Here is a 25,071-nt window from a genome sequence, read left to right on the forward strand (position 1 = left end):
TTTAAAACGGCAAGGGTGGAAGCTCTCGCCGTTTTTGTTGAACCTTATGTTTATTGATGAATCAAATTGCGCATTAGGTGTAATGCTTTACACAACATTTTTCCTCGCTCCAAAAGGCGATTACCCGTATAATGCGCGCCTCGAAAACCGAGCAAATTGCTGAAAAGAAACTATAGGTGGAGAAGAACATGTCCTCTCAAACTCCGGTTGTAACCGTAGATGGACCTAGTGGTGCAGGTAAAGGCACTTTATGTATGTTGCTGGCGAAAAAGTTGGGTTTCCAACTCTTAGATTCTGGCGCAATTTATCGTGTACTTGCACTCGCTGCGATTCACCACGGTGTCGACACAGAGTCAGAAGACGCACTTGTCCCACTGGCAACACACCTAGACGTTCAATTTATCGCAGAGGGTGACTTAGTTAAGGTCGTTCTAGAAGGCGAAGATGTGTCAGGGGAGCTTCGCAAAGAAGAAACGGGTATGGCAGCATCTAAAGTTGCGGCTCTGCCACGTGTTCGTGAAGCATTATTACGTCGTCAGCGTGCATTTGAGGCCGCTCCGGGCCTAGTGGCTGATGGTCGTGATATGGGCACAATTGTATTCCCAAGTGCACAAGCGAAAATCTTCCTTGATGCGAGCGCAGAAGAGCGTGCAAATCGACGCCTTAAACAGTTGCAAGAGAAAGGGTTAGATGTTAAATTTGCTGACCTTTTAAGCGAGATCCAAGAGCGTGACGACCGAGATCGTAACCGCCCAGTGGCGCCATTACGCCCTGCAGAGGATGCGCTTGTGCTAGATTCTACGTCGATGACTATCGACGAAGTAGTAGAAAAGGCACTACAATATATCGAATCGAAGCTAGCTGAGTAATGATACTCGGCTAGACTAAGAGCGTTGGTCGCAAGGATGATGACTGGCGAATTTAATAACCCCATGCGGTAGGATACCCGTGGAAGTTTAATTTATTGAAGATTAACTAAATGACTGAATCTTTTGCTCAACTCTTTGAAGAGTTTCTAAACGAAACAGAATTCCAACAAGGCAGCATCGTTAAAGGTACTGTAGTAGCTATCGAGAACGGTTTCGTTCTTGTTGACGCTGGTCTTAAGTCTGAATCTGCTATCCCTGCTGAACAGTTCAAGAACGCTGCTGGCGAACTTGAAGTTGAAGTTGGCGCTGAAGTAGACGTAGCTCTAGACGCTGTTGAAGATGGTTTCGGTGAAACTCAACTTTCTCGTGAGAAAGCTAAGCGTCACGAAGCTTGGATCGTACTTGAGAAAGCTTACGAAGAAGCTGAAACTGTTGTTGGTATCATCAACGGTAAAGTTAAAGGCGGTTTCACTGTTGAACTAAACGGTATCCGTGCTTTCCTTCCTGGCTCTCTAGTAGACGTACGTCCAATCCGCGACACTGCTCACCTAGAAAACAAAGAGCTAGAGTTCAAAGTTATCAAACTTGACCAAAAACGTAACAACGTAGTTGTTTCACGTCGTGCTGTTATCGAATCTGAAAACAGCGTTGAGCGTGACGAGCTTCTAGAAACTCTACAAGAAGGTTCTGAAGTTAAAGGTATCGTTAAGAACCTTACTGACTACGGTGCGTTCGTTGACCTAGGTGGCGTTGACGGTCTTCTACATATCACTGATATGGCTTGGAAGCGCGTTAAGCACCCATCTGAAATCGTTAACGTTGGTGACGAGATCCAAGTTAAAGTTCTTAAGTTCGATCGTGAGCGTACTCGCGTATCACTAGGTCTTAAGCAACTAGGCGAAGATCCATGGGTAGCAATCGCTAAGCGTTACCCAGAAGGTCACAAACTAACTGGTCGCGTAACTAACCTAACTGACTACGGCTGCTTCGTTGAAATCGAAGAAGGCGTTGAAGGTCTAGTTCACGTTTCAGAAATGGATTGGACTAACAAGAACATCCACCCTTCTAAAGTTGTTAATGTTGGCGACGAAGTTGAGGTTATGGTTCTTGAAATCGACGAAGAACGTCGTCGTATCTCTCTAGGTCTGAAACAGTGTAAAGCTAACCCATGGCAGTCATTCGCTGAAGCACAAGCTAAAGGCGACAAAGTTACTGGTAAGATCAAGTCTATCACTGACTTCGGTATCTTCATCGGTCTAGAAGGCGGCATCGACGGTCTAGTTCACCTATCTGACATTTCTTGGAATGTTGCTGGCGAAGAAGCTGTACGTGAGTACAAGAAAGGCGACGAGATCTCTGCAGTTGTTCTAGCAGTAGACGCTGAGCGTGAGCGCATCTCTCTAGGCATCAAGCAAATGGAAAACGACCCATTCAATGCTTACGTTGCTGACAACAAGAAAGGTGTTCTAGTTAACGCTACTGTAACTGCTGTTGACGCTAAAGGCGCTACTGTTGAAATCGCAGAAGGCGTTGAAGGTTACATCCGTGCTTCTGAAGTATCTCGCGATCGCGTAGAAGATGCTTCTCTAATCCTAAGCGCTGGTGATGTTGTTGAAGCGAAGTTCACAGGTGTAGACCGTAAGAACCGCGTAATCAACCTATCTATCAAAGCTAAAGACGAAGCTGACGAGCAAGAAGCAATGGCATCTATCAACAAGCAAGATGACAATGCATTCGGTAACGCAATGGCTGACGCTTTCAAAGCTGCTAAAGGCGAATAATATACTCGCTTAAGCAAAAAAGGAGCCGCAAGGCTCCTTTTTTATATTTGAGCATATTTAAGTAGTAATACTAATGACGGTAAACTATCTTAATAAAAGGCATTTCTTCATTGCGCATTTTGCATAAAATTTGTCTAGAATTGTCAGCAAGTGTTTGTTGGAATTAGTATTACTTACTATAATAAGTGATAAAGATACTCAAAGAGGGCAACTATGACTAAGTCTGAACTGATTGAAAGACTCTGCGCTGAGCAAACACACTTATCAGCGAAAGAGGTAGAGGATGCTGTAAAAGATATTTTAGAGCACATGGCCTCTACGCTAGAGAGCGGTGACCGTATCGAGATCCGTGGCTTTGGTAGTTTTTCTCTTCATTACCGCGAGCCTCGCGTAGGTCGTAACCCTAAAACGGGCGATAAAGTGGAATTGGAAGGTAAATACGTTCCACATTTCAAACCTGGTAAAGAGCTTCGTGAGCGTGTAAATATTGGCTAACGCACTCTTATTAGTTTGAAAAAAGCGGCATACGTTTGTGTATGCCGCTTTTTTGTAATGTATCCAAGCAGTTTACGAAGCGAGCTGTTGATTCTGGCTGTTTTCTTTGCAGCTTTCTACACCCAAGTAACTTTAACTTCTAGGCGTGTCTACAAACTAAGCATCTTGAGGTTACTTGGGTATAGATTATTGCTAATATACGTAGTCTGAAGAAGCATTTTCCTGCATAATCTTACCGACTTACTCCTAGAAGGGTGATGTAAATGAAAATTATAAAAATCGTTGCTGTTTTAGCTCTCTTTTTAATTGCATTGGCGTTAGGTTCCCAAAACCAAGAGCTCGTGACTTTTAACTATCTTCTAGCCAAAGGAGAGTTCCACTTATCTACACTATTAGGTGTGGTATTTGTGGTTGGCTTTGCTTTAGCGTGGGTTATCTTTGGTAGTATCCAGCTGAAAACTCAGCTACAAGTTCGTCGTTTAAAGAAAAAACTGAAAAAGTACGAACCTACAGATGCAAACAAACCTGCTGATAAGCCAGCCATCGAAAAACAGGCATAAGGATAAGGCTTAACTTTAATGCTTGAACTACTCTTCTTGTTGTTGCCTATAGCTGCTGCGTATGGCTGGTATATGGGGCATCGCAGCGCTCAGCAAGACAAGCAGAAGCAATCTCATCAAATCTCTCGTCAGTATATGACGGGTCTTAATCTGCTGCTCTCTGACCAATCAGATAAGGCTGTCGATCACTTTATTGAATTGCTCCAAGTTGATAACGAGACCATCGATACTCACCTTGCGTTGGGTAACCTATTCCGGTCTCGTGGCGAAGTCGACCGTGCAATCCGAATTCACCAAAATCTCATTTCTCGCTCTGGCTTAACACTGGATCAAAAGAATCTTGCACTTCAACAGTTGGCGAAAGATTACATGGTCTCTGGTTTTCTCGATCGTGCAGAGAAAATCTTCGAACAGTTAGTTGAAGAGCCAGACTACAAAGAAGCGGCCCTTCAGCAATTGGTAACCATTTACCAACAAACGCGTGAATGGGAAAAAGCAATTTATTACGCCAATCAATTGGCTAAGTTGGGTAATAAACGCTCCAGAATGCGTGCGAATATTGCTCATTTTTGGTGTGAAATTGCCATGCTTGACCAGGCCGACGGTAATACTAATAAGGCAATACAGCACTTTAAAAAAGCCCTAGCAGAAGACCCAAAGTGTGTTCGAGCGAGTATTGCTTTGGGACGAATTTATCTAGAGTCTGAAGATTATAAACACACGATAAAATACCTAACGGGTGTGCTTGAGCAAGACAAAGACTTTATCAGCGATGTCTTACCAACCATTGCAGAGTGCTACCATCATCTGGGCCAGGAAGATGAACTTGTCGAGTTTCTGCGAGCTTGTATTGATAAGAAAGCAGGCGTATCAGCCGAGTTAATGTTGGCTCAGTTGGTTGCTCACCACGAGAACGTCGGGGCTGCACAAGAGCTGCTGACCAAACAGCTGCTGAAAAATCCAACCATGAAGGGCTTTTATCGATTAATTGACTACCACATTGCTGAAGCAGAAGACGGTCGCGCGAAGGACAGTCTATCGACGCTACAAGCGATGGTGGGTGAACAGTTAAAAGTGAAACCACACTACCGATGCCGGAAGTGTGGGTTTTCTACTCATTCCCTTTATTGGCACTGCCCATCCTGTAAAGGGTGGGGGACGATCAAGCCAATCCGCGGATTGGATGGTGAATAATTTTAATGCAGCTGACAGAGTTTCTGTCCGCTGCATTTTTTTAACTTTTTATTTAATAAGAACCAAAATAGTTAGGAGATGAAATGATCGACCAAAAAGTTATTGTCGCACTGGATTATGATAACCAAGCAGACGCACTTGCGTTTGTAGATAGAATTGATCCTGCGTCATGTCGCCTAAAAGTTGGCAAGGAAATGTTTACGCTATTTGGTCCTGATTTCGTACGTGAACTCCACAAACGTGGTTTCTCAGTCTTCTTGGATTTGAAATTTCACGATATTCCAAATACGTGTTCTAAGGCGGTCCGCGCAGCCGCGGAATTAGGGGTTTGGATGGTGAATGTGCATGCGAGCGGTGGTGAGCGCATGATGACGGCATCACGTGAAATTCTTGAGCCATACGGTAAAGATCGCCCACTTCTGATTGGAGTAACGGTACTAACCAGTATGGAACAAAGTGATTTAGCGGGTATTGGTTTGAACATTGCGCCTCAGGATCAAGTTATTCGTCTGGCGACATTGACCAAAAACGCTGGTTTAGATGGTGTCGTATGTTCAGCTCAAGAGTCTTCATTGCTTAAGAGCGAACTTGGTCAAGACTTTAAGTTAGTTACACCAGGAATCCGACCTGCTGGCTCTGAGCAAGGTGACCAGCGCCGTATCATGACACCAGTAGAGGCTATTCATTCAGGCTCTGATTATCTTGTTATTGGGCGTCCAATTACTCAAGCTGTGGATCCTGCTGCAGTGTTGAAATCGATCAATGATAGCTTGTCTAGTATGTAAGCACAGTCTTGTATTGTATAAAGAAAGGTGAGGCTGTGATGCCTCACCTTTCTTGTATCTAATAAAAATACCAACCGTAGTAAGCAACTGCTCATTTTAACCAGTTATATCTGCTCACTTACTTGCTTTAATTGGTGTAGGGGGGGGGGGGAGCTTATTCGGATAAAGGTTCTACGGTTTATTATGAGAAAAGTAGGGCTTGGTACTGTATCGATCACACTTTTGTAACATAACTCACTGTGATGCATAGAAAATGCGACCATGTATTATTGATGACTTGCGTTACAAAAGCCTAAAGAATACTATGGCGAGGATGCATTCACTGCGTTGTAAGGTCTAGGATGACCTAGTGAAACTCTTTGAAATTAATATAGAAGCTGGCAGGAAGTCACTTCATATTACGCTCCTATTATTTCCTATCTGCGTATTTTCTATTTGCAGCTTTCACACTCCGTCTTCCTTGCTACGACCTTAATCGCAAACACAACAAGGAAGAAACATGACTAAAAAACTGCCATTTTCAGTACTTGCAACACTGACCGCTGCCAGTTTTCAACTGAGTGCGGCAGAGCTACCTGCTGATATAGAATGGATTTCAAATAACAATGAACCTCTGTTCGCCTCTGAAGAAGCGGTACGAGGTGGTACTTATCGTACTTACATTCAGAGCTTTCCTCAGACATTACGAAGTGTTGGTCCAGATGCGAACTCCGGCTTGCGCCAATATTTAATGGATGGTTCACCAAAGCTTGCTCAGCGTCATCCAAATACTGGTAAATGGATCCCCCAACTTGCTAAGTCATGGGCATTTGGAGAGGACAACAAAACCGTATTCTTTAAGCTTGATGAAACGGCCGAGTGGTCAGATGGTGAAAAAATTACGGCAGATGATTACGTCTTTATGATGAAGTACTACACGTCAAAAGACATTATCGACCCGTGGTACAACGACTTCTTCACGAATAGCGTTGTCGGTGTTGAAAAAATTGACGACTACACGATCAAAGTCAATCTTGCTGTAGCTCAAAGTCATGACTCGCTCATGGTTATGATTAACATGCCGAGTAATGGTTTTCAGCCTCGTCCGGAACACTTCTTTGAGGGAGAAAAGGACGCAAATAACGATGGCATGCCTGATAACTTCGTCAGAAAGTTCAACTTTAAATCTGAGCCAACTGCGGCGCCTTACTACATTGATAAAGTGAAGAAAGGTAAGAGCGTGACATTCAAACATGTCGGTGAAGATTGGTGGGGGTATAACAACCGCTACTATAAAAACCGTTACAACGTAGAAAAAGTCCGCATTAAGGTGATTCGCGATCCTGATATTGCCATGAAGCACTTTGAAAAAGGTAACTTAGATTACTTTGAGATGGTGCTACCAAGCTTTTGGCATGATAAAACCGATAGTGATGTGTACAAAAAAGGCTATATCCAAAAGTACTGGGGCTTTAACGAAGCACCACAAGGCGCTGGTGGCCTTTGGATGAACACCGCGATGCCGATGTTGGATAACCTAGAAGTGCGTAAAGGCGTTATGGCAGCCACTGACTATGACGGCATGATTGAAAATATCATGCGTGGAGATTATTCACGTAAACCACATGGACTCGGCTTTGGTCATGGCGAATACGATGATCCTAACAATACACCGCCTAAGTTTGATGCCGATGCGGCGGTTAAACATTTCGAAAAAGCGGGCTTTGACAAAGTTGGCGCAGATGGTATTCGTGTCAACGACAAGGGCCAACGCTTGAGCTTTGCTATCACCTACGGATACAACTCTTGGACACCGCGTATTGCGTACTTGAAAGAGCAAGCGAAACTTGCTGGTCTTGAGTTCACGTTAAACTTGGTTGATGGTTCATCTGCGTTTAAATACATTCTTGAGAAAAAGCATCAGTTAGCGTTCTTGAATATGGGTTCTGGTGAGATTCCTGCGTATTGGGAATATCTACACTCGGATAATGCGAATCGACCACAAACGAATGCTCACACCAACTACAGCAGCCCTGAGCTGGACCAGTTGATTGAAGCTTATGATTCTGAGTTTGATCAGGAGAAGCGTTACGATTTATCGCATCAAATCCAAAACTATGTCAGCAAAGCGAATATCATCGTTCCTGGATACATGGTGCCTTATTCTCGAGTTGCACATTGGCGCTGGGTTAAAATTCCTAAAGATGGCATGACAAAAGCGACAGAATGGGTGCTTCATCCAATGGATATTGGTAATTTCTGGATCGATAGCAAAGTAAAAGAAGAGACTGAGGAAGCGATGGACGAGGGTAAAACCTTCCCAGAGACAACGGTCATTGATGATCGCTACAAGTTGTAACTCCACAACTTAGCGGCGATAAAATGAAAGCCCCGGTAATTAAGTTACAGGGGCTTTTTTATTTTTACTTAACTAAGTAAGACGCTTCTAAAAGGTAGGTTTTCACATCACCAAGCAAAGAGAAGGCCTTGTCGATGGTTTTAAATCGCTCATCAAGTGAGTCACTAGATATAAGTTGGCTGAACGTTTTTACCGAGAAAGCTTCGTTTGCTTTAAAGAACTGATGCACATTTTCAAGCTGAACTTTATGAATATGCTCCACCTTATTTAGGGCGGTGGTTAAATCGGAAATGTTAATCGACATTGCTACTCAAGAACCTTATCAACAAGACCTCTACATAAGGTCATAGGATGGGGCTTTATATTTTGCCGTAGAGTAGCACCAAAGAACGGATTGCAGTCTGACTAAGATCAATTTGTCTCGCTTGATTATCTACATCTATTTCGATCGGAAAACTTCTCGCAGCACAAAAAAGGGAAGCGACTTGCTTCCCTGTAATTAACATCGATCTTAGATTTTTTTGGCAATGTCCGAAGTCAGTTCTTCCAACCCGACGGACAGTGCGTCGACAAGTGCTCCATAGCCTTCGTCCTTTAGAGGCTGAGAGATTTGTATTGGTGCACTGTTTTCTACCTTACCTTCAGCATTGATGAGTAACCATTCACCCTCAATTTCGATATTGCCTTTGTAGCTACCATTAAATTTATTTAACGTCAGCTGTAGTTTGGCTTCACCATTTTGAACCAACAGGTTGTTCATTTCAGTCGGCCAGTAATGAGTCTGTTTGTGGCGTAGTTCTGTGACGACTCTCTGAGTGATTTGCTCGGAAATACTATGCGCCCATTGATTGTTTCTTGCCTGGATAACTTGAGTCTCAGAGGTTCGGTAAACGATACCACTGTCGTTTAAATAACTTGCCAGTTTTACTGGACGAACAACTAAAGTAGGGCGCTGTGAGATATCAGAAGAGCTCAGCGTCACTGGTTCCGCCTTAGGTAGAAGGTACAAAGCCCCTTTAGTTTCTGGAGCACTACTGCAACCCGTTAGACCGACAAATAGCGCGATAGACAAAAAGAATACTCGTTTCATTAGTTTTGGCCTTTAACTGGGATTGGGTCACTGATTTCATCTTCTCCAAACACGAGAGAGTTTGGCTTTTCGTTTAGCTGTTTAAGTACGGGTTTAAACTCTGTCATCACGCTTTCTAGTTCTTTGAGCGTGGCTTCCATTTCATTGTACATGGTTGAGTTTGGTCCATAACCATCGAGTGTTTTTTGCAACTGCTGCAAGCTTTGGCGAATATCTGTTGGGATCTCTTGCGTCTCTTTTTGATTTAAAAGTTTATCAATACTGTCCGCAACACGTTCTGCTGACGCCAACGTCTTTTCCGACGTTTTTAACGTTGCATTGAGAGAGTTAAGCGTTTCTTCCATTGGTAAGCTGTTAATCTTATTTAGGAAGTCATTAACTTGGCGCTGAACTTGGGCAAAACCACCACGCATGGTTGGAAATACATCTAAACCTTCATATTCACTTGGAACGTACTGATCATCATTAGGATAAAAGTCTGCATCAATATAAAGCGCGCCAGTTAACAAGTTACCAGTCTTTAAGGTGCCACGGAGACCGCGAGCAAACTCTTCCTTCAACTTTTCTTTGAACATAGATAAAGATTGGGATTCTAAATCTCCGTACACTCGACCGAGCTCAACGCGCACCAAAACAGGAATTTTTTTCGCAGAGAAGTTTTCTTCTGGTGTTGGTAAACGCATCGGTACTCTCGTTACTGTACCAATACGAAGACCGCGGTACTCAACAGGCGCATTCGCTTTTAAGCCACGTACAGATTCATCAAATAACATGACGAACTCAATGTAGTCATCGTACATACCCTCTCTCAGCTGCTTAATATCATCGTATAAGCGGAAGTTAACCATGTCTTCTGTGAGTAGTTCGCCGGACTCAAGACCTGGAACGGTATCGAAGGTAACGCCACCCGTTAGCATGCTCTCTAGCGAGCCAAACTTAACTTCAAACCCTTCGGCATTGAGCTGTAAATCAACACCAGAATTCAGCCAAAACTTAGTACGAGTGCGCACTAAACTGTCATAAGGTTTGAAAATAAAGAGTTGATACAGCGCCTTGCGAGTATCAACATCAAAGCTGGTTTTCTCTACACGACCAACGGTAAAGCCTTTATAAATAACCGGGTCACCAACACCTAGTTTGCCAGCTTCGCGGTGTGTTAATACAAGACGTAGGCCTTCTGCATCAGGAGAAGCGACCGGTGGCACATCTAATACCGTAAAGTGCTCCTTTTCTACTTTAGATTTACCCGGCTGAAGTTGGATATAAGCGCCAGATAGCAAGGTCTCTAAACCTGAAACGCCATCACGGCCAATACGAGGCTTCACCACCCAGAACATGGTATCGTCACGCAGCATGCGTTCAGCATCTTTGTTCATCTGCGCCTTAGCGATGATGTGATCGTAGTTTTCACTGAGAGTAACTTCGGTAATCAGACCGACTTTAACATTCAATGCTCGGATCTCGGTTTTACCAACCTCAATCCCATCTGCGGTTGGCAGTTGGAGAGTAATTTGTGGGCCTGTACTGTTGATGTATTGGAACAGCATCCACGCTCCCATGGCTAGCGCAAGGATCGGGACAATCCAGATCGCAGAAATCTGCTTTTGCGGTTTTATTTGAGCGGTTACGTTGTTCTCATCACTCATATTTGGCTTTCTCGTTTAAGTTGTCAGAAATCGGCTCCTGCACTTCGTTTTGTGGCAACTGCCACAACAAACGTGAGTCAAATATCATTGCAGAAAGCATAGTGAAAATGACCACTGCCGCGAAAGAGAGCGCAGCAGGGCCTGGATAAATCGCCATTAAGTTTTGCAACTGAACCAGTGCAACTAAGATGGCAACGACAAAGATATCGATCATGGACCAGCGACCAATAAACTCAGTTAAGCGGTATATCTTTAAGCGTGAAATACTTTCTTTGGGAGGAAGGTATCGCGCTTTTTGCGCATTGTAATACAGCCACGCGAGTGCCAGCATTTTCGCCATTGGAATGAATACGCTAGCAAAGAAAATTACCATCGCAATAGGGTAAGAACCTAAATGCCAAAGCAGTATTACCCCTTCCATGATAGTTGAACCTTCTGAATGTCCAAGGCTTACGGTATACATCATTGGATAAAGGTTCGCGGGTATATAGAAAATGACTGACGCAAACAAAAGCGCCCAAGCTTTTTGTAAATTATCTGCTGGGTTGTATTTATGAATAGGGCTTTTACAACGAATGCAGTATTGGTGCTTTTTCGCTTCAATTGGGTTGAGTTGGTGACACGTATGGCAACCAATATGGTTGTGGTTATGGTGCGTATCGCCCTCATTTACATCGGGCAGCACGATGGCTGGAATGAAGTGTCCCCAGAGCCAGCTTTTGTCAACCATAGAAATACATTTGACTACCAGTACGGTATAAACGCAGAACGCCCAGAATGAAGTCCCCATTCCAATGTCTGCCAGAGAAGCGATTTTAATTAAGCTGACTAATACGCCAATCAAGAATACATCGACCATCAGCCAGGGTTCGACTCGAAACAGAAGGCGACATAAAACTTTCGCCATTCGTTGTTGTTTTTTGGATGGCGTATGTTTACGCGCTTTTAATGCTTCGAGATGAAGAAAGAGAATGAGACCGACATAGATAGCAGGCAATACGACGACCGTTGCGAGAAGCAACACACCTAAAAGTACATTTTGAAATTCAGCCAGCATTTTGGCCGCATGCAATAAGGTGATTTCTTGCGATAGCCCTTGCACACTGAACGACATAAAAGGGAAAGAAATGCTTAACACCAACATGATCAAACATGCCGATGAAATGGCGATCACGCTTTGATAGGGTTTAGCATTCACTTTTGTCAGAGAATGCGCGCATCGAGGACATTGAGCTTTTTGCCCTTGATCGATATCGGGAATACGAACAACAAGGCCGCACTCTTCGCATGAAATTAACTGACGGGAATTAGGTTGAATACTCATCGGGTAGGTTTTGGATTCATTTGTCCTAAGAATACTCTTTTTTCATTAGGCACGCTTGTTTTGATTCAGGAGTTTACGAGTTTCTTACTTTTGGCATCATAGTATATGGAAGCTCTAAGATATAAACAAAGTCGCGCTTGGCGCATTATTTTACTGCGAAGATTGGTATGTTGGAAGCCGAAAACCACTTAACGTTGCTGGTTTGGAGAGGGTAAGTGAATTGCTTCAGGAGAGTAAAACAACCCTGCTCAGAGAACGTGAGCAGGGAGGTGGGAGCACTGATATTTAAGATGAACGGTTGTCTTTTACTCGACGGTACCGCTCTTGAAAGCATTCGAGCCGACTTGCTTACCACTAAGCGTTTTTCCGTAATAGCCTTGATGTTGGTGATATCTCTCTGCGTTTGCGCTCACGTTGCCTTTAAATCGAGGATCTTGTGGACGCTCGTGGCTATTGACGTATGCCGCGACATCCCAAGCTTCTTGCTCAGTCAGCTGCACACTTTTTCCAAGTGGCATGTTCTCATAAATAAAATAGGCCGCTGTGTTAATGCGGTGCATACCTGCGCCCCAGTTATACGCAAATTCGCCCCAAAGCGGAGGAATGTATGAATGGCCGTCGGTGCCTTTGATACCCGAGCCGTCGGCGCGATGACAAGTCTCGCAGTTCTTTTCGTAGACCAGTGCGCCTCGCTCTATTGATGGTTCTTGCTCAGGGGCGTTGATTTTTGGGTAGCCACGCCCAGAGAGATTACCTCGCTTTTCAATTGGTAATGCTTGTGCGATGGCTTCGGGCAACGGGAAGTCTTTTGCTTTTCCACCAATTTGCAACGCTTTTGCGTCTAGCTCTGGAATGGGTTCATCCGCCATACCATGTTTGTCAAGCAAGCCGCCCATCGCTAACCAGTAGGCGTAAGCACTAAGGGCAACAATTTCTGGCGAATCGTAAGCGGGCGCTTTACCGTTCATGGAATACTCGAAACAACCCTGGATACGGTCTGCATAGCTGTTTACGCGATCGTTTTTCTTACGATATGCCGGGTATGCCATGTAAGCCGCCCACAGTGGCGCAGCGTTTGCTTTTAGTCCTGCCTCCATATGGCAATTGACACAGTTTTGTTCGTTGCCAACGTATTTTCCGCGCATTTGTTGTGAGTTAACAAAGAGCGAGTAACCACGTTTTACTTGCTCACCAAATGCGGTGTTTGGAATTGTGCTGAGATCACGCGGTTTTAAGTATTCACCGTGCTTTTCTTTTTCTATCGCAGGTAGCTCTTTCTGGCGGTCCGGTAATGGATCGTTAGCTAGTACGAGCGTAGAAATGAAAGGTAATGCGAACAAAGAATAGAAACGTTTCATGTCTGCTCCTAGTAACGTAATGAGGCAAAGTAGTAGGAAAGGTTTTCAATCTCTTCGTCAGTGAGATTTTTCGCGATAGTACCCATCATATTGAGCGGGTCACCACTGCGAGTGCCGTTTTTCCATGCCATCAATTGCGTTTTTAAGTAATCAGCATGTTGGCTTGCGAGGCGAGGGAATTTGTCGACGCCCATTCCGCTGGCTCCATGACAAGTCGCGCAAGCTGGAATGTTTCTAGCCCAATCGCCTTGGAAGATTAATTTACGATACGGGTTACGAATGTCGGCTTGGTCGCCGCGTTGTTCTGGATTCGTGAACTCATAGCTCGGGAGGTTAGCAAAGTACTCCATAACTTCCTTACGGTCTGCGGGATCGCTGAGTTCCTTCGCCATGCCTTGCATGACCACATTTTGGCGTTCGCCACTAAGGAATAGTTCGATTTGAGTGTTGAGATAATTCGCGTTTAAACCAGCGATCATCGGCGCGATATTTGGCTGCCCCATGCCATCTTGGCCGTGACAACCGCTACATACGCTGGCTTTTTCCGGAATAGACGAGGCGCTTGCGCCCATAGTGGTGGCTAGCAAATAGGCTGTCACCACTGGAAGAATCTTTGACATGCTGACTCACTTTAATTGTTATTAATATCTCCAAGTGCTACTTGGTAGTCACTGGGACGATATTGTCGGCCTTGTCAATAAGGAAAGGTATTGTGGATTTCCACATATTTAGAGGATGTGAAGAGCTGCTAAATGGCAGCTCTTATAAGGTAGAGGCATTTTAACTTGCAGCGTTACGCCTTGCGTATTTTGGCGGGTAATGATTGGCGAGCCGCGGCTCCTACCACCCAATCCAACAACACGCCTTTGCCTTCTCGGGTTGGGTCAATTAAGCCAATGTCGTTAATGTTGACGCCATCTTGGCTGCGCGTTTTTACGGGTTGCTGTTTATCACCGATCCAGTGTGAGCGTTGCCCTAGCTCGGTATGGCCAAACCCATGTTCAAACCCGAGTGTGCCAGGGCGAATCCCGCTGACTATCATCGCAAGTGCTTTGGTGCTTGCAGATGGAGTTTCGATAACAAACTCATCACCCGTTTTAATGCCTGCGCGCTCGGCATCGATTGGATGGATGTACACAGGGTTTACGCCTTTGATCGAGTTCAACCTTGGCGATAGGTTGGATACCGCACTGTGAATGTTGGATTTAAAGTTCGTCAGGCTGAATGGCCATTCTGAGCTTGGGAACTGTTCTTCCATTGGTGTGCCATCGGCCAGCTTTTGTGGATGCCATGTTGGGCAACCGGTGTAGAAATCACCGGTCATGGTGTTTCTTGCGCTGCCAACACGTTCATTCCATATCGCAACTGGTCGTGTCCATTTATGCTTCATCTGCTGACCTTGATACGCTTCGCTGGCATTTTCAAAGCGTCCACCGCGAGCAAAAATAAACGCCACACGTTTCATCTCATCTGCTGTCAGCGTCTTCTGCATGGCTGGCATTAAACGCTCTAGGCCGGACCACGCAATGTCTTCTGCCGAAACTTCAGGCACGCCGCCTTTCACATAAGCCAAGTTTGCCGCAGAGCGTAAGTAGAAATCTTCGGCGCGATGGAGAGCGTGCCAATTTCCTTGTGCATCTTGAATCGCGTTGTCACCGAAACCGCCCAGTTGCATTTTTTTAGCGACATCAATCAGAAAGTTCTCTAAGCAAATCGAGCGACCGTCGGCGGTTTTTTCTGTTCGCGCTTCCACTATCGGCCAACGAGCGGTGACGGTTTTCACTGGAACATCGTGCCAAGGCGTTGCCATGCCCCAGCTTTCGTAAGTCACGGTGTCCGGCACAATGTAATCCGACAACGCGGTGGTTTCGTTAATGAATGCATCAACAGACACAATCAAACCGAGCTGCTTTGGATCTTTAAGCTTGTCTTCCAGTAGTGTTTTCAAACCGGGTACACCATACATCGGGTTCGCCATGTGGTTGATCCACGCTTTAACGCGATATGGATAACCATCAATAGCCGCAGATAGGTGTTCTGTCAGCAGTGGCGCTGCAAACGGATACCAAGGTGCGCGAGTTGGATAAGGGGATTTTCCTGCCTCAACGCGACGTTTGTATTCGCTGGTTTTGTGGTATGGGAATTTACTGCGCGACAAAAAGACGCCTTTCGGGCCGACTTTGTCAGCAAATTTGGTGAAGTCGTAACGAGGACCCGCAGCGGAAGTTGGGTAGCCACCCGCTTTGGCCATCGCGCCGCCTTTCATGTTGATATTACCAATCAATGCATTGAGCATCATGATGGTAAACGAGTTATAGAACCCATTGGTGTGCATGTTGCCACCGTGGGTATCGACCACCGCTTTTGTGCCGTAGCTGGTGAAGCGTTTCGCTAGTTCTGCGATTTGCTCAACAGGGATATCACATTGTTGGCTGTAGAACGCAAGGCTGTATTTAAACGCCTCTTCTTTGAGCCTTTGTAGAGACGATTTTACTCGTACTTCGCCTGATGCAAGCGAAACCGTTTTATCGACAAACAGTGCCGCTTCTCCTGTCTGGGTATGCACACCAAATTCGCCGCTTTTATCCTCCACGATGACGTACGGGTCGGAATCAGACAACGCTTCGCCCTCGAATGGCAGAGTCAGATCCGATGCGCGTAAAAACGTGCCGTTTCTCGGGTGCTGCTCATCGCTTATCACGAGATGTGTAGCATTACACCAGTGCGCGGTGCCTGCTCGTTTCATCGCGTTTGCCCCCGGCTGCGCCAAGAAGGTTTTGTTGTAGCGTTGGTTTTCGATGATCCATTGGATCATGCCAAGCACGAGGGCAGAGTCGGTGCCCGGTTTGATTGGTATCCAGCGGTTATTGTCACCTGCTGCCAAGCTCGATGAACCCGTCGGCAAACTTGGTGTGATGATGGTGTATTCCAAGCTGCCTTCTGTTCGCGCATTGGCGAGTTGGCGCGCCTGACGCTTAAAAGGGTTACCCGCTTGAGCTGGCGACATACCGATGAAGATGATGTATTCCGCATTATCAAAGTCTGGCTTTAAGTGTGCGTTCTTATCTAAATCGTTCATAAATGCGCCGCTGCCAGCACGAAATGCATAGCCGCAGTAAGAGCCATGATGCCCAAAGTTACGCGTACCATAGCTGTTGAACGCGAAGCGTTTGAATATGTCGTCTCGGCCTTCGTTACCAGCGTTGGTCATTAACAATTGGTTGGCTTTCGGTCCATATTCTGGGTTTTCAGGATCAACGGGCGTTGTTAAATCGCGAATGTCGCGTAAGCCATCAACATGGCCTTCACCAAATAAATCACCACCTTCAACGACTTCTTCTATCAATTGCTCGTAGCTGATGGGAGCCCATTTTCCTTCGCCGCGTTTGCCAACTCGTTTCAGCGGCTGAGTAATGCGGTACGGGCTGTTGCGAATTTCTAGCATCCCGTTTCCTCTTGCACAGGCGGTGGAACGGCCGTCAAGGCCCGCTTCTCCTGCCAAACTCAAATAAGCATCTTTGACTGGCGTTTCGAAAGGAATGTGTTGCTGATGAGACAGCGGGTGATATGGGTTGCCAGTAATACGCAAAATCTCGTCGCTGCGGTTATCAATGCGTACACGCAATCCGCACAGTGACCAACAGCCAAAGCACATGGATGGAGCGACGCGCTGGTTTGGGTTCGGGATTAAGTGGCCTTTGTTGTTGACCGTGTACTCTGGTTCAAGCGAGTTACCGTGGTGAATATCACGCGTTTTTTCTCCGGCGGTGCCTTCAAGCGCACCTTCGACCATATGTTTGGTTGTGGTGGCGTAACCCGCAGCGAATGCGCCAAGCCCACCCACTGCAATGCCTGATTTCAAGAACTGACGGCGTTTGTTATCCATGATGAAATCCTCTTTGATTAGCGTTCAGTTAAGGTGAGTGATGTTGGTGTCACTTCGGAGTTTCGCTTTGGCTGGATTAACTCTGAAGCGAGTAATGCCAATGCAAGCCATAATCCGAGCATGCCGATAATGCCTATCCAGCCATTTCCATCCATAGTGAGTTGGTATGGATACAGCCCTGCATCGAACTTGGCGATGGTTTGTACTTCCATGATGGTAAACCAGCGAATCAGCCACGCACTTGCCAACGTGATCAACGACAGGCACAAGGTGCCCATGACACGATACATACGAGACGTTGTTGACGATTTGGCGTTTCTCATCGTCATAAGCGCGAAGATGATGCTGCCTAAAATAACCAAAGTGAGCAGAGCTATATTTTGTATCCATTGCTCGCTGGAATAGAGTGAAAATGCGGAATTGTTGGATGCCCAAATGGGTAGGAGAATCAGCGTCAGAACGCCGCTCGTTACCACCGATTTTTTCAGTAAATTAGTATCGCCAGATGTCAGCGTCTTTGACTGACTAGGCAGCAAGAGCCAAATCAGCAGAGCGAAGCCGACTGCGCCCATAAAAGCAGTAACAAACCAAAGAATCGGTGACGCTGGTTGGTGCCATAACGAGCGTGATTTTACGACCGCAATTTCAGCGCCTGTGTAGACTGCAATGGTTATGCCTGATAGCACAGTGATGGCAGATACCATAAGCATGGCTCTACGAGAGAGCACCCATTCACCCAGTGACAGCTTTGAAATTAGAGGCAGTACTTTCCCTGGCTGATTACGTAAGTTGAACAGATCCTGGCGGAGATACAGCCATGCAGTCACTACCGCTAAACCTGAGAAAACAGGCAAGAAAAGCGATCCTAAAGACATCCATGACCACGGCGTGATGTGCGCGTAAAAATGCCATGCGCGTCCCGGTTGGTGTAAATCACCAGTTAACGCTAATGGCCCCACGATGGCGCCGATGGCCAGCGTCAGCACAAGCGCAGCGCGCAGTCTGTGGCTGGTGTGTTTTTCAAATAATAGGGCGATTAGGAATAAAATAGCAGCCGCATAAGCCGAACCGATGTAGAAGAAATACTGTACCGCCCACGGGAGCCAAGCCATCGCTTGAGGTTGGACTAACACTTCGGTGATGTTCATGCGTGCTCTCCTTGTGGGTCGTAAATAGCTGGCTGCCCGTCGATATGGCTGGTAAAGCGTTCATCCATGCCGATGTAAAACACGTGTGGCTTGGTCTCTTCATTGGGCTTTAGCACTTTGATGTCGTCTTGGTGCTTCGCAATTAAGCGGCGGACTTCACTTGATGGATTATTCAAATCACCAATCACACGCGCACCGCCAACACAGGTTTCCACGCAGGCAGGTAATAAGCCTTGTTCGAGTCGATGTGCACAGAAGGTGCATTTATCTGCGGTGAGGGTGTCCTCATTGATAAAACGAGCATCGTAAGGGCAAGCTTGTACGCAATACGCGCAAGCGACACAGCGACTGTTATCCACCATGACGATGCCATCTTCGCGCTGAAAGGTCGCTTGAACCGGACACACAGCCACGCAAGGTGGGTTTTCGCAGTGGTTACAAAGGCGAGGCAGCATAAAGGCCTTTGCTTCTCGCGTGGCTTTCGAACCGTCATCCAGTGTGACTTCGTATTGCTTTACGGTGGTCCGGAACTGGCCGATAGGCGCTTGGTTCTCAATGCTGCAACCCACGGTGCAAGCCTGGCATCCGACGCACTTTCGTAAATCCACCACCATGGCATAACGTTTCCCCACTTGTCCTTTTCGATCGGCGGACTGGTTATTGCGAATAATGTTTCCCGCGGTTGCCGTGCCAATACCCGCGACTGGAATTAACGCGGCTCCAGCTGTGACCGCGCTGAGAAAGCGACGTTTGGTGGAATCCATAACTCACCTGCTTTTTTGTTGTATTTGAATTGACTGATTCCATTGTGAGAAATGCACCGCGAGGCTTATATTGTGGATTTCCACATACCCAGATCAAACTTGATCTAAAACAAATGTGGTTTAGGGAAGGTAGCTGTTATTCTTGCTTCATTATTTTCGAAGGAACGATTCGACTCATCATGAAAAAAGCACTGTGGCTTCAGCTTTGGATTGTTTGCTTGGTTGCCTTTGCATCTTTGGCTCAGGGGGCTGTTTCTGAACAAGCAGATCTGCAAGAGCAAAAGGCAGTGCAGCCAGAGGCCAAGCAGAAAGTCGAAGTGGGCGTGTTAGCGATACGCGGTCATCTTTATGCTGAGCAGAGATGGCAACCGACCATTGATTGGCTCAATCAGCAAATCTCGGATGTGTACTTTGAACTGCACCCGCTCAATTTGGACGAAATGGGGGAGGCGGTGAAGTTTCAGACCATGGACTTCATCTTAACCAACCCAGGTCAGGCTGTGCGTTTGGGCAGACAATATGCGCTGTCATGGATGGCAACATTGACGGGGCGCGCACCGCAAAACTCGAACTATAGCATTGGTTCTGCGCTAGTGGTTCGGGCAAATTCGCCATACCAAACATTAAAAGATGTTTCTGGATTCCCTGTCGCGGCAGTGTCCGAAAAAGCGTTTGGTGGTTATCTAACGATGCGCTATCAAATAGTCAAAATGGGGCTTAATCCAAACGATTTCTTTTCTGATGTCCGCTATCTTGGTTTTCCTATTGATGCCAACCTGTATCAATTGCGTGATGGCAATGTGGAAGCCGCTGTCGTCCCTGCTTGTTTATTGGAACAGATGCAAAATGAAGGTCTGTTACAGCAAGGGGATTTTCTAGTCCTAAATCAACAGCTAAATGAACACTCTTCGTGCGCTGTTTCTACGCCGTTATATCCAAACTGGTCATTTGCCAAAACAGAGCGTGGCTCAGCTCAGCTCGCCAAACAGATTGCGCAAGTCTTGCTTGCTATGCCGCCAGATCACCCCGCCATTGTTGCCGCTGGCGCGTCAGGTTGGACGTCCCCCGTTAGCTTGTTGAGCATCGATAAACTCTATCAGGCGTTGGATTTACATCCATTGCAGCAACCTTGGTGGAGTGAGGCGCTGCGCTGGTTGCGCAGTCATCAAGAATGGGCGTGGGCACTGTTCATGTTTGTGATTGTATTGAACGCGTACCACTTTTGGCTTGAGTACCGATTTAGCAAGAGTAAGCAGGCGTTGGAACAGACATCGTTACGTTTAAAAGAGAAAAGTGAGCAGTTAGAGCATTCACAAAGAGTCGCGATTGTCGGTGAAATCGGCACTAGTCTTGCCCATGAACTCAATCAGCCATTGGCGGCCATTCGCAATTACAGTGAAGGCGGTTTACTTCGCTTGGCCAAAAAACGCCCTCATGAAGATATTGTCCCAGTGCTTGAGAAAATACAGGGGCAAGTTGAACGAGCCGATGCAATTATTCAGCGCTTAAGAACGTTGATCCGCAAGCGTAGTGTCGACAAAGCGCCGTGCGATCTTCAAGTTCTTATTGATGACACGATTGAGTTGCTCCATTTTCGAATGCAGAAGCAAAATATTTCGATTGTGACCAGTATAGAAGGGAACGTCCGTCCGGTACTTGTCGACGCTGTGGGCGTTCAACAGGTTTTAGTTAATGTGATCAGTAACGCGATTGATGCGTGTACTTTGTTCCAAGAGAAATATCACTCGTCAGGTTATCAAGGTAAAATTGCCCTGCATAGTGACTACCAAGTCAATCAACTTTCCATTCGAGTATTGGACAACGGCACAGGGTTGCAGCAAGAGAATCCAACTCAAGCGTTTGTGAGTAGCAAAGAAGAGGGGCTCGGGCTGGGGTTAGCCATTTGTCGTGATGTAATGGAAATGCATGGTGGCGAGTTTCTCATCAGCTCGACAGCGCCACATGGTTGTTTGGTTGAGCTCGTGTTTCCATATCAAAACTAATCTGAACTAGGCATAGGAGCATTCAATGAGCAGCGGTGAAAAGCAGCTACCTGTTTTTGTAGTCGACGATGATGAATCGGTGCGTGACTCGCTCGCTTTTATGTTGGAAGAACATGACTTCAACGTCACCACTTTTGCTGATGGGCAGTCTTTCCTTGATGAGGTGGACGTTCAGCAAGCGGGGTGTATCATTCTTGATAGTCGAATGCCAAATCTTCGTGGTCAGCAAGTCCATCAAATTTTAAATCAAGCCAACAGTCCCTTGGCTGTTATTTACCTGACGGGGCATGGTGATGTCCCGATGGCGGTCGATGCATTACAAGCTGGCGCGGTCAATTTTTTCCAAAAGCCAGTCAAAGGAGATGAGTTGGCACAAGCCATTTTGCAGGGACAAGCGCAGTCGGCTGCAAACCTTGATATGGCGGCGGCAAAATCGGCGTATGAATCGCTCACTCCCAGAGAAAAAGACATTTTACGTTTGATCATTGCAGGCAAGCGCAACATTCGAATTGCTGACGAACTTTGCATTGCAATGCGCACGGTTGAAGTACACCGCGCCAACCTATTGAAAAAGTTCTCAGCGAAAACCGTCGCAGAGTTGGCATATATTTATGGCAAGCTAGATTAGAGCTTAGTGAGTGAAGCTTCTTAATGTTATTTTGTGGATACAACTTGAGCTTTATGACGACTCGCGTATTATCTTCTTCGTTCCTACTTTATCTGAATTCTTATGAGTTTATTGACTAAACGACATCACACACCACATAAACGGGTGAAATGGCTACTAGCGATTATTGGCTGGGTGGTTGTCGTGTGTCTGATGCAAAATTCAGGTTTTGCATCGTCATGCTCTATGAAGTACGAGACGGTATCGCCTGCTGTTTCACTTACTGATGAGGGTTCGAGCGTCAAGGCGATTGATGCTAAAGAAACCAGCAAATGCGAATTGTCTGAAAAGTTAATTCAATTTTCTCAACATCAACTCGATGCATTTATTGTTGTTCTGTTTGTCGGTCTTTTGGCGTCGGCTATTTGGATGTGCTGCGCTTATATTCGCGCACAACATTGGACGGAGCCGATAGGTCGTAAGTATCGAGTCCATCTGACTTTCTGTGTATTCCAAGAATAAAAACGTGCTTTCTGACCAATAACGTCAGCGATTTAGCACATTTGTTTTTATTATTAGGAATTACTATGAATCAAATTACCAAACTGACTCAGTTCGCGTCTATGTTCTTTATGACGCTGGCTTTGAGTTTGTTCTCTCTGAATATTTCAGCACAAACTACCGATACCGGTTGGATGACTAACCCGCAACATCCTCCGGTGCAAACGCGCTTTGTACTAACGGGCCAACAAGATCCGCAAGCCAAAACACTTACAGGTTATTTGGATGTCAAGTTAACCGGAGACTGGAAAACTTACTGGCGATCGCCGGGCGAGGGTGGTGTTGCGCCATCGATAGATTGGCAAAACTCGCAAAACCTGAGCAAGGTTGATTGGCAATGGCCATATCCGCAAAAGTTTGAGTTATTGGGCATTGAGACTCTCGGTTACAAAGGCGACACTTTGTTCCCAATGACGCTGCATATCGACGATATGTCGAAACCCGTCACGATTGATGCAGTGCTCACGCTTTCTTCCTGTACGACGATTTGTGTGCTGACGGACTACCAAATTCAATTGACGTTCTTACCTTCTGAGCTGAAAGTGGACGAAGACGTGATGTTCAGTTACGCCCAAGCGGTGAGTAATGTTCCTCAATCTTCGCCTTTTGTTGAGGTCATGCAAACAAACTGGGATGCGACGCAATCCAAACTACAAATCAAACTAAAGAACACGCAAGGTTGGCAAAATCCTCAAGTGTTGGTAGATGGTGTTGGTGATGCGATTCGTGACTACAGCTTCAAGTTGGATGGACTTCAGCAAGAAGGTGATATCGTCACAGCAAATTACTCGGTTGATACCTGGCTGGGTGAGGTAGAGCTTAATGAACAATCGTTATATGTTTCTATCAAAGATGATAATTTGCTGGTCGAAGAGGTAACACAAGCACAAGCAGGAGCGGTTACATCGTCACTACCAACTACCTCTTTAGCGAGTATTTTCTTATTTGCATTGTTAGGCGGTTTGATTTTGAACATCATGCCGTGTGTGCTGCCTGTATTGGGGATGAAGCTCAGCAGTATTGTGGCTGCGCATGGTGTAGAGCGCCGTCAAATTCGTACCCAGTTTATCGCTTCTTCTCTGGGGATTCTCACTTCGTTCTGGCTGATAGCTGGATTCATTTTGGTGTTGAAGCTTACAGGTAACGCGATCGGTTGGGGCGTGCAGTTCCAAAGCCCTTGGTTCCTAGGATTGATGGTACTAGTCACTGCTTTGTTCGGTGCCAATATGTTGGGGTTATTTGAAATCCGTCTGTCATCGGGTACCAATACATGGCTCGCATCGAAAGGTGATAACTCTCTAGTGGGTCACTACGTTCAAGGTATGTTCGCCACTTTGCTTGCGACACCTTGTTCCGCACCGTTTTTAGGCACTGCCGTTGCTTTTGCCTTGGGCGCGGACGTATTAACGTTATTTGCAACCTTTACAGCATTAGCACTGGGTATGGCACTGCCTTGGATCTTAGTCGCTGTGTTTCCAAGTATCGCGCTAAAACTACCAAAGCCCGGTCCATGGATGAATGTCGTTAAGATCGTGTTTGGCATAATGATGTTGGCAACCAGCGTTTGGCTACTTTCATTAATGGCAAATCATGTACCGATGTTATGGATTGCACTCATCGCTGTGGTTGCTTTTGTCGTCATGATGGCAAGAATTAAGCGTGTGTATGGTGAGAAAGCACTTGCTGTATCGGGGACCGCATCGTTAGTGTTGATAGCTGGCGGCTTACTACTTGGCAGTGTCACTGCTGACCAATGGGCAACGCCACTTCCGGATGATCTAGCTTGGCAAAAGCTTTCTAATTCAGCGATTGAAGAGCACGTCAATAATGGGCGAGTGGTGTTTGTGGATGTGACTGCGGATTGGTGTGTCACGTGTAAAGCGAACAAGATCGGCGTGGTCTGGCAAGATCCTGTCTACTCATTGCTGCAAAGCCCTAATGTGGCGACGTTAAAAGGGGATTGGACGCATCCGGACGGTTCAGTAACGGACTTTTTACGAGCCAATGGGCGTTACGGTGTGCCGTTTAACATCGTCTATGGCCCGGCGGCGCCACAAGGTATCCCGTTACCTGTGATTCTGACTGATGATGTTGTTTTAAGCGCGGTGAAACAAGCGAGTGGGGGATCCATTCAATGAGTTCGACAAAGCAGCGTAGAACATTCCGATACTGGCTCATTCAAATCGTACAGATGGTGCTCATTGTCACCGTTATTTCTATCGCGATGGATTGGTATCGCACCAAAGATATTCCCAAACAGGAGGCACCACCATTGAGCTCCGTATTGAGCGATGGTGAATACTTCGATGCAATCGCGCAAAGTCATGAACAACCTGTCGTTGTTTATTTTTGGGCGACTTGGTGTCCCGCTTGTAAATTTGTAAGCCCAAGCGTGAGCTGGCTGAGTGATGACTATGCCGTAGTTGGCGTTTCTGGCTCATCGGGGCCGAATGAGCGCGTGGCGCAGTTTATGCGGGCAAAAGAATATCGTTTTGAAAACATAAACGATCCTTCAAGCGATATTATGCGTGAATGGAAAATTAGCGTGACTCCAACCATTTATATTTTAAGAAATGGTGAAGTGACCTCTATTACGACAGGCATCACAACGCCGATAGGGATATTGGCGAGAATTTGGTTGGCTCAATAACGAAATAAAAAT

At 46.0% G+C, this 25,071-nt stretch carries 21 protein-coding genes; 12 read left to right on the forward strand and 9 right to left on the reverse strand.

The features are described from left to right. Positions 1-188: 188 nt before the first annotated feature. The 7 genes from cmk to ACZ5ZC_RS22565 all read left to right on the forward strand — a co-directional run bounded on the left by cmk (position 189) and on the right by ACZ5ZC_RS22565 (position 8,022). Complete coding sequence (gene cmk, locus ACZ5ZC_RS22535) at positions 189-869, forward strand: (d)CMP kinase (protein ID WP_005397113.1); 681 nt, start codon at positions 189-191, stop codon at positions 867-869. 110 nt (positions 870-979) lie between these two features. Then, positions 980-2,650, forward strand: a complete 1,671-nt coding sequence (rpsA, locus tag ACZ5ZC_RS22540; protein ID WP_005385817.1) for a 30S ribosomal protein S1 — start codon at positions 980-982, stop codon at positions 2,648-2,650. A 213-nt stretch (positions 2,651-2,863) separates the two neighbouring features. Then, positions 2,864-3,145, forward strand: coding sequence for an integration host factor subunit beta (gene ihfB, locus ACZ5ZC_RS22545; RefSeq protein WP_005385816.1), 282 nt, complete (start codon positions 2,864-2,866; stop codon positions 3,143-3,145). 263 nt (positions 3,146-3,408) lie between these two features. Further along, positions 3,409-3,705 (forward strand): LapA family protein, encoded by a 297-nt coding sequence (locus tag ACZ5ZC_RS22550; protein ID WP_005397112.1) that lies wholly within the window; start codon positions 3,409-3,411, stop codon positions 3,703-3,705. 18 nt (positions 3,706-3,723) lie between these two features. Continuing rightward, positions 3,724-4,899 (forward strand): lipopolysaccharide assembly protein LapB, encoded by a 1,176-nt coding sequence (gene lapB / locus ACZ5ZC_RS22555; protein ID WP_005376665.1) that lies wholly within the window; start codon positions 3,724-3,726, stop codon positions 4,897-4,899. 83 nt (positions 4,900-4,982) lie between these two features. Next, a complete protein-coding gene (gene pyrF / locus ACZ5ZC_RS22560) occupies positions 4,983-5,684 on the forward strand; it encodes an orotidine-5'-phosphate decarboxylase (RefSeq protein ID WP_054867672.1) in 702 nt (233 codons plus the stop codon). Positions 5,685-6,183: 499 nt separating this feature from the next. After that, a complete protein-coding gene (locus tag ACZ5ZC_RS22565; RefSeq protein ID WP_114323270.1) occupies positions 6,184-8,022 on the forward strand; it encodes an extracellular solute-binding protein in 1,839 nt (612 codons plus the stop codon). Between the two features lie 64 nt (positions 8,023-8,086). Here the strand turns inward: ACZ5ZC_RS22565 and ACZ5ZC_RS22570 are convergent, their stop codons facing one another. The 9 genes from ACZ5ZC_RS22570 to dsrO form a co-directional block, all read right to left on the reverse strand. Then, on the reverse strand, positions 8,087-8,326 hold the full coding sequence (locus tag ACZ5ZC_RS22570) for a hypothetical protein (protein WP_005397103.1): 240 nt from the start codon (positions 8,324-8,326) through the stop codon (positions 8,087-8,089). Positions 8,327-8,533: 207 nt separating this feature from the next. Continuing rightward, positions 8,534-9,112 carry a PqiC family protein gene (locus tag ACZ5ZC_RS22575; protein WP_464932304.1) on the reverse strand — a complete coding sequence of 193 codons (579 nt, stop codon included), beginning with the start codon at positions 9,110-9,112 and terminating at the stop codon, positions 8,534-8,536. After that, on the reverse strand, positions 9,112-10,758 hold the full coding sequence (gene pqiB / locus ACZ5ZC_RS22580; RefSeq protein WP_054867673.1) for an intermembrane transport protein PqiB: 1,647 nt from the start codon (positions 10,756-10,758) through the stop codon (positions 9,112-9,114). Before pqiB ends, ACZ5ZC_RS22575 begins: the two co-directional genes overlap by 1 nt. Further along, positions 10,751-12,082 carry a paraquat-inducible protein A gene (locus ACZ5ZC_RS22585; RefSeq protein WP_046874435.1) on the reverse strand — a complete coding sequence of 444 codons (1,332 nt, stop codon included), beginning with the start codon at positions 12,080-12,082 and terminating at the stop codon, positions 10,751-10,753. Before ACZ5ZC_RS22585 ends, pqiB begins: the two co-directional genes overlap by 8 nt. Before the next feature lie 305 nt (positions 12,083-12,387). Beyond that, the gene (locus ACZ5ZC_RS22590) at positions 12,388-13,440 is read right to left on the reverse strand and encodes a c-type cytochrome (protein ID WP_464932305.1); all 1,053 of its coding nucleotides are present in this window, start codon (positions 13,438-13,440) and stop codon (positions 12,388-12,390) included. Between the two features lie 8 nt (positions 13,441-13,448). Further along, entirely contained in the window at positions 13,449-14,012 is a 564-nt protein-coding gene (locus ACZ5ZC_RS22595; RefSeq protein WP_464932389.1) for a c-type cytochrome, read from the reverse strand. Between the two features lie 221 nt (positions 14,013-14,233). Continuing rightward, positions 14,234-17,326, reverse strand: coding sequence for a molybdopterin-dependent oxidoreductase (locus ACZ5ZC_RS22600; RefSeq protein WP_464932306.1), 3,093 nt, complete (start codon positions 17,324-17,326; stop codon positions 14,234-14,236). 17 nt (positions 17,327-17,343) lie between these two features. Continuing rightward, a complete protein-coding gene (gene nrfD / locus ACZ5ZC_RS22605) occupies positions 17,344-18,474 on the reverse strand; it encodes an NrfD/PsrC family molybdoenzyme membrane anchor subunit (RefSeq protein WP_464932307.1) in 1,131 nt (376 codons plus the stop codon). Further along, a complete protein-coding gene (gene dsrO / locus ACZ5ZC_RS22610; protein ID WP_256956372.1) occupies positions 18,471-19,238 on the reverse strand; it encodes a sulfate reduction electron transfer complex DsrMKJOP subunit DsrO in 768 nt (255 codons plus the stop codon). The genes nrfD and dsrO overlap by 4 nt, the downstream gene beginning before the upstream one ends. A gap of 179 nt (positions 19,239-19,417) precedes the next feature. On the opposite strand from dsrO, the gene ACZ5ZC_RS22615 reads away from it, so the two are divergent. The 5 genes from ACZ5ZC_RS22615 (at position 19,418) to ACZ5ZC_RS22635 (ending at position 25,059) form a co-directional block, all read left to right on the forward strand. Continuing rightward, the gene (locus ACZ5ZC_RS22615; RefSeq protein ID WP_464932308.1) at positions 19,418-21,241 is read left to right on the forward strand and encodes a sensor histidine kinase; all 1,824 of its coding nucleotides are present in this window, start codon (positions 19,418-19,420) and stop codon (positions 21,239-21,241) included. Positions 21,242-21,266: 25 nt separating this feature from the next. After that, the gene (locus ACZ5ZC_RS22620) at positions 21,267-21,869 is read left to right on the forward strand and encodes a response regulator transcription factor (protein ID WP_005397090.1); all 603 of its coding nucleotides are present in this window, start codon (positions 21,267-21,269) and stop codon (positions 21,867-21,869) included. A gap of 102 nt (positions 21,870-21,971) precedes the next feature. Then, positions 21,972-22,370, forward strand: a complete 399-nt coding sequence (locus tag ACZ5ZC_RS22625; RefSeq protein ID WP_054867678.1) for a hypothetical protein — start codon at positions 21,972-21,974, stop codon at positions 22,368-22,370. 65 nt (positions 22,371-22,435) lie between these two features. After that, positions 22,436-24,547 (forward strand): protein-disulfide reductase DsbD family protein, encoded by a 2,112-nt coding sequence (locus ACZ5ZC_RS22630; protein ID WP_395194805.1) that lies wholly within the window; start codon positions 22,436-22,438, stop codon positions 24,545-24,547. Then, positions 24,544-25,059, forward strand: coding sequence for a protein disulfide oxidoreductase (locus tag ACZ5ZC_RS22635; protein ID WP_395196638.1), 516 nt, complete (start codon positions 24,544-24,546; stop codon positions 25,057-25,059). The genes ACZ5ZC_RS22630 and ACZ5ZC_RS22635 overlap by 4 nt, the downstream gene beginning before the upstream one ends. Positions 25,060-25,071: the final 12 nt, after the last annotated feature.

This window comes from Vibrio sp. JCM 18905 (assembly GCF_055393305.1).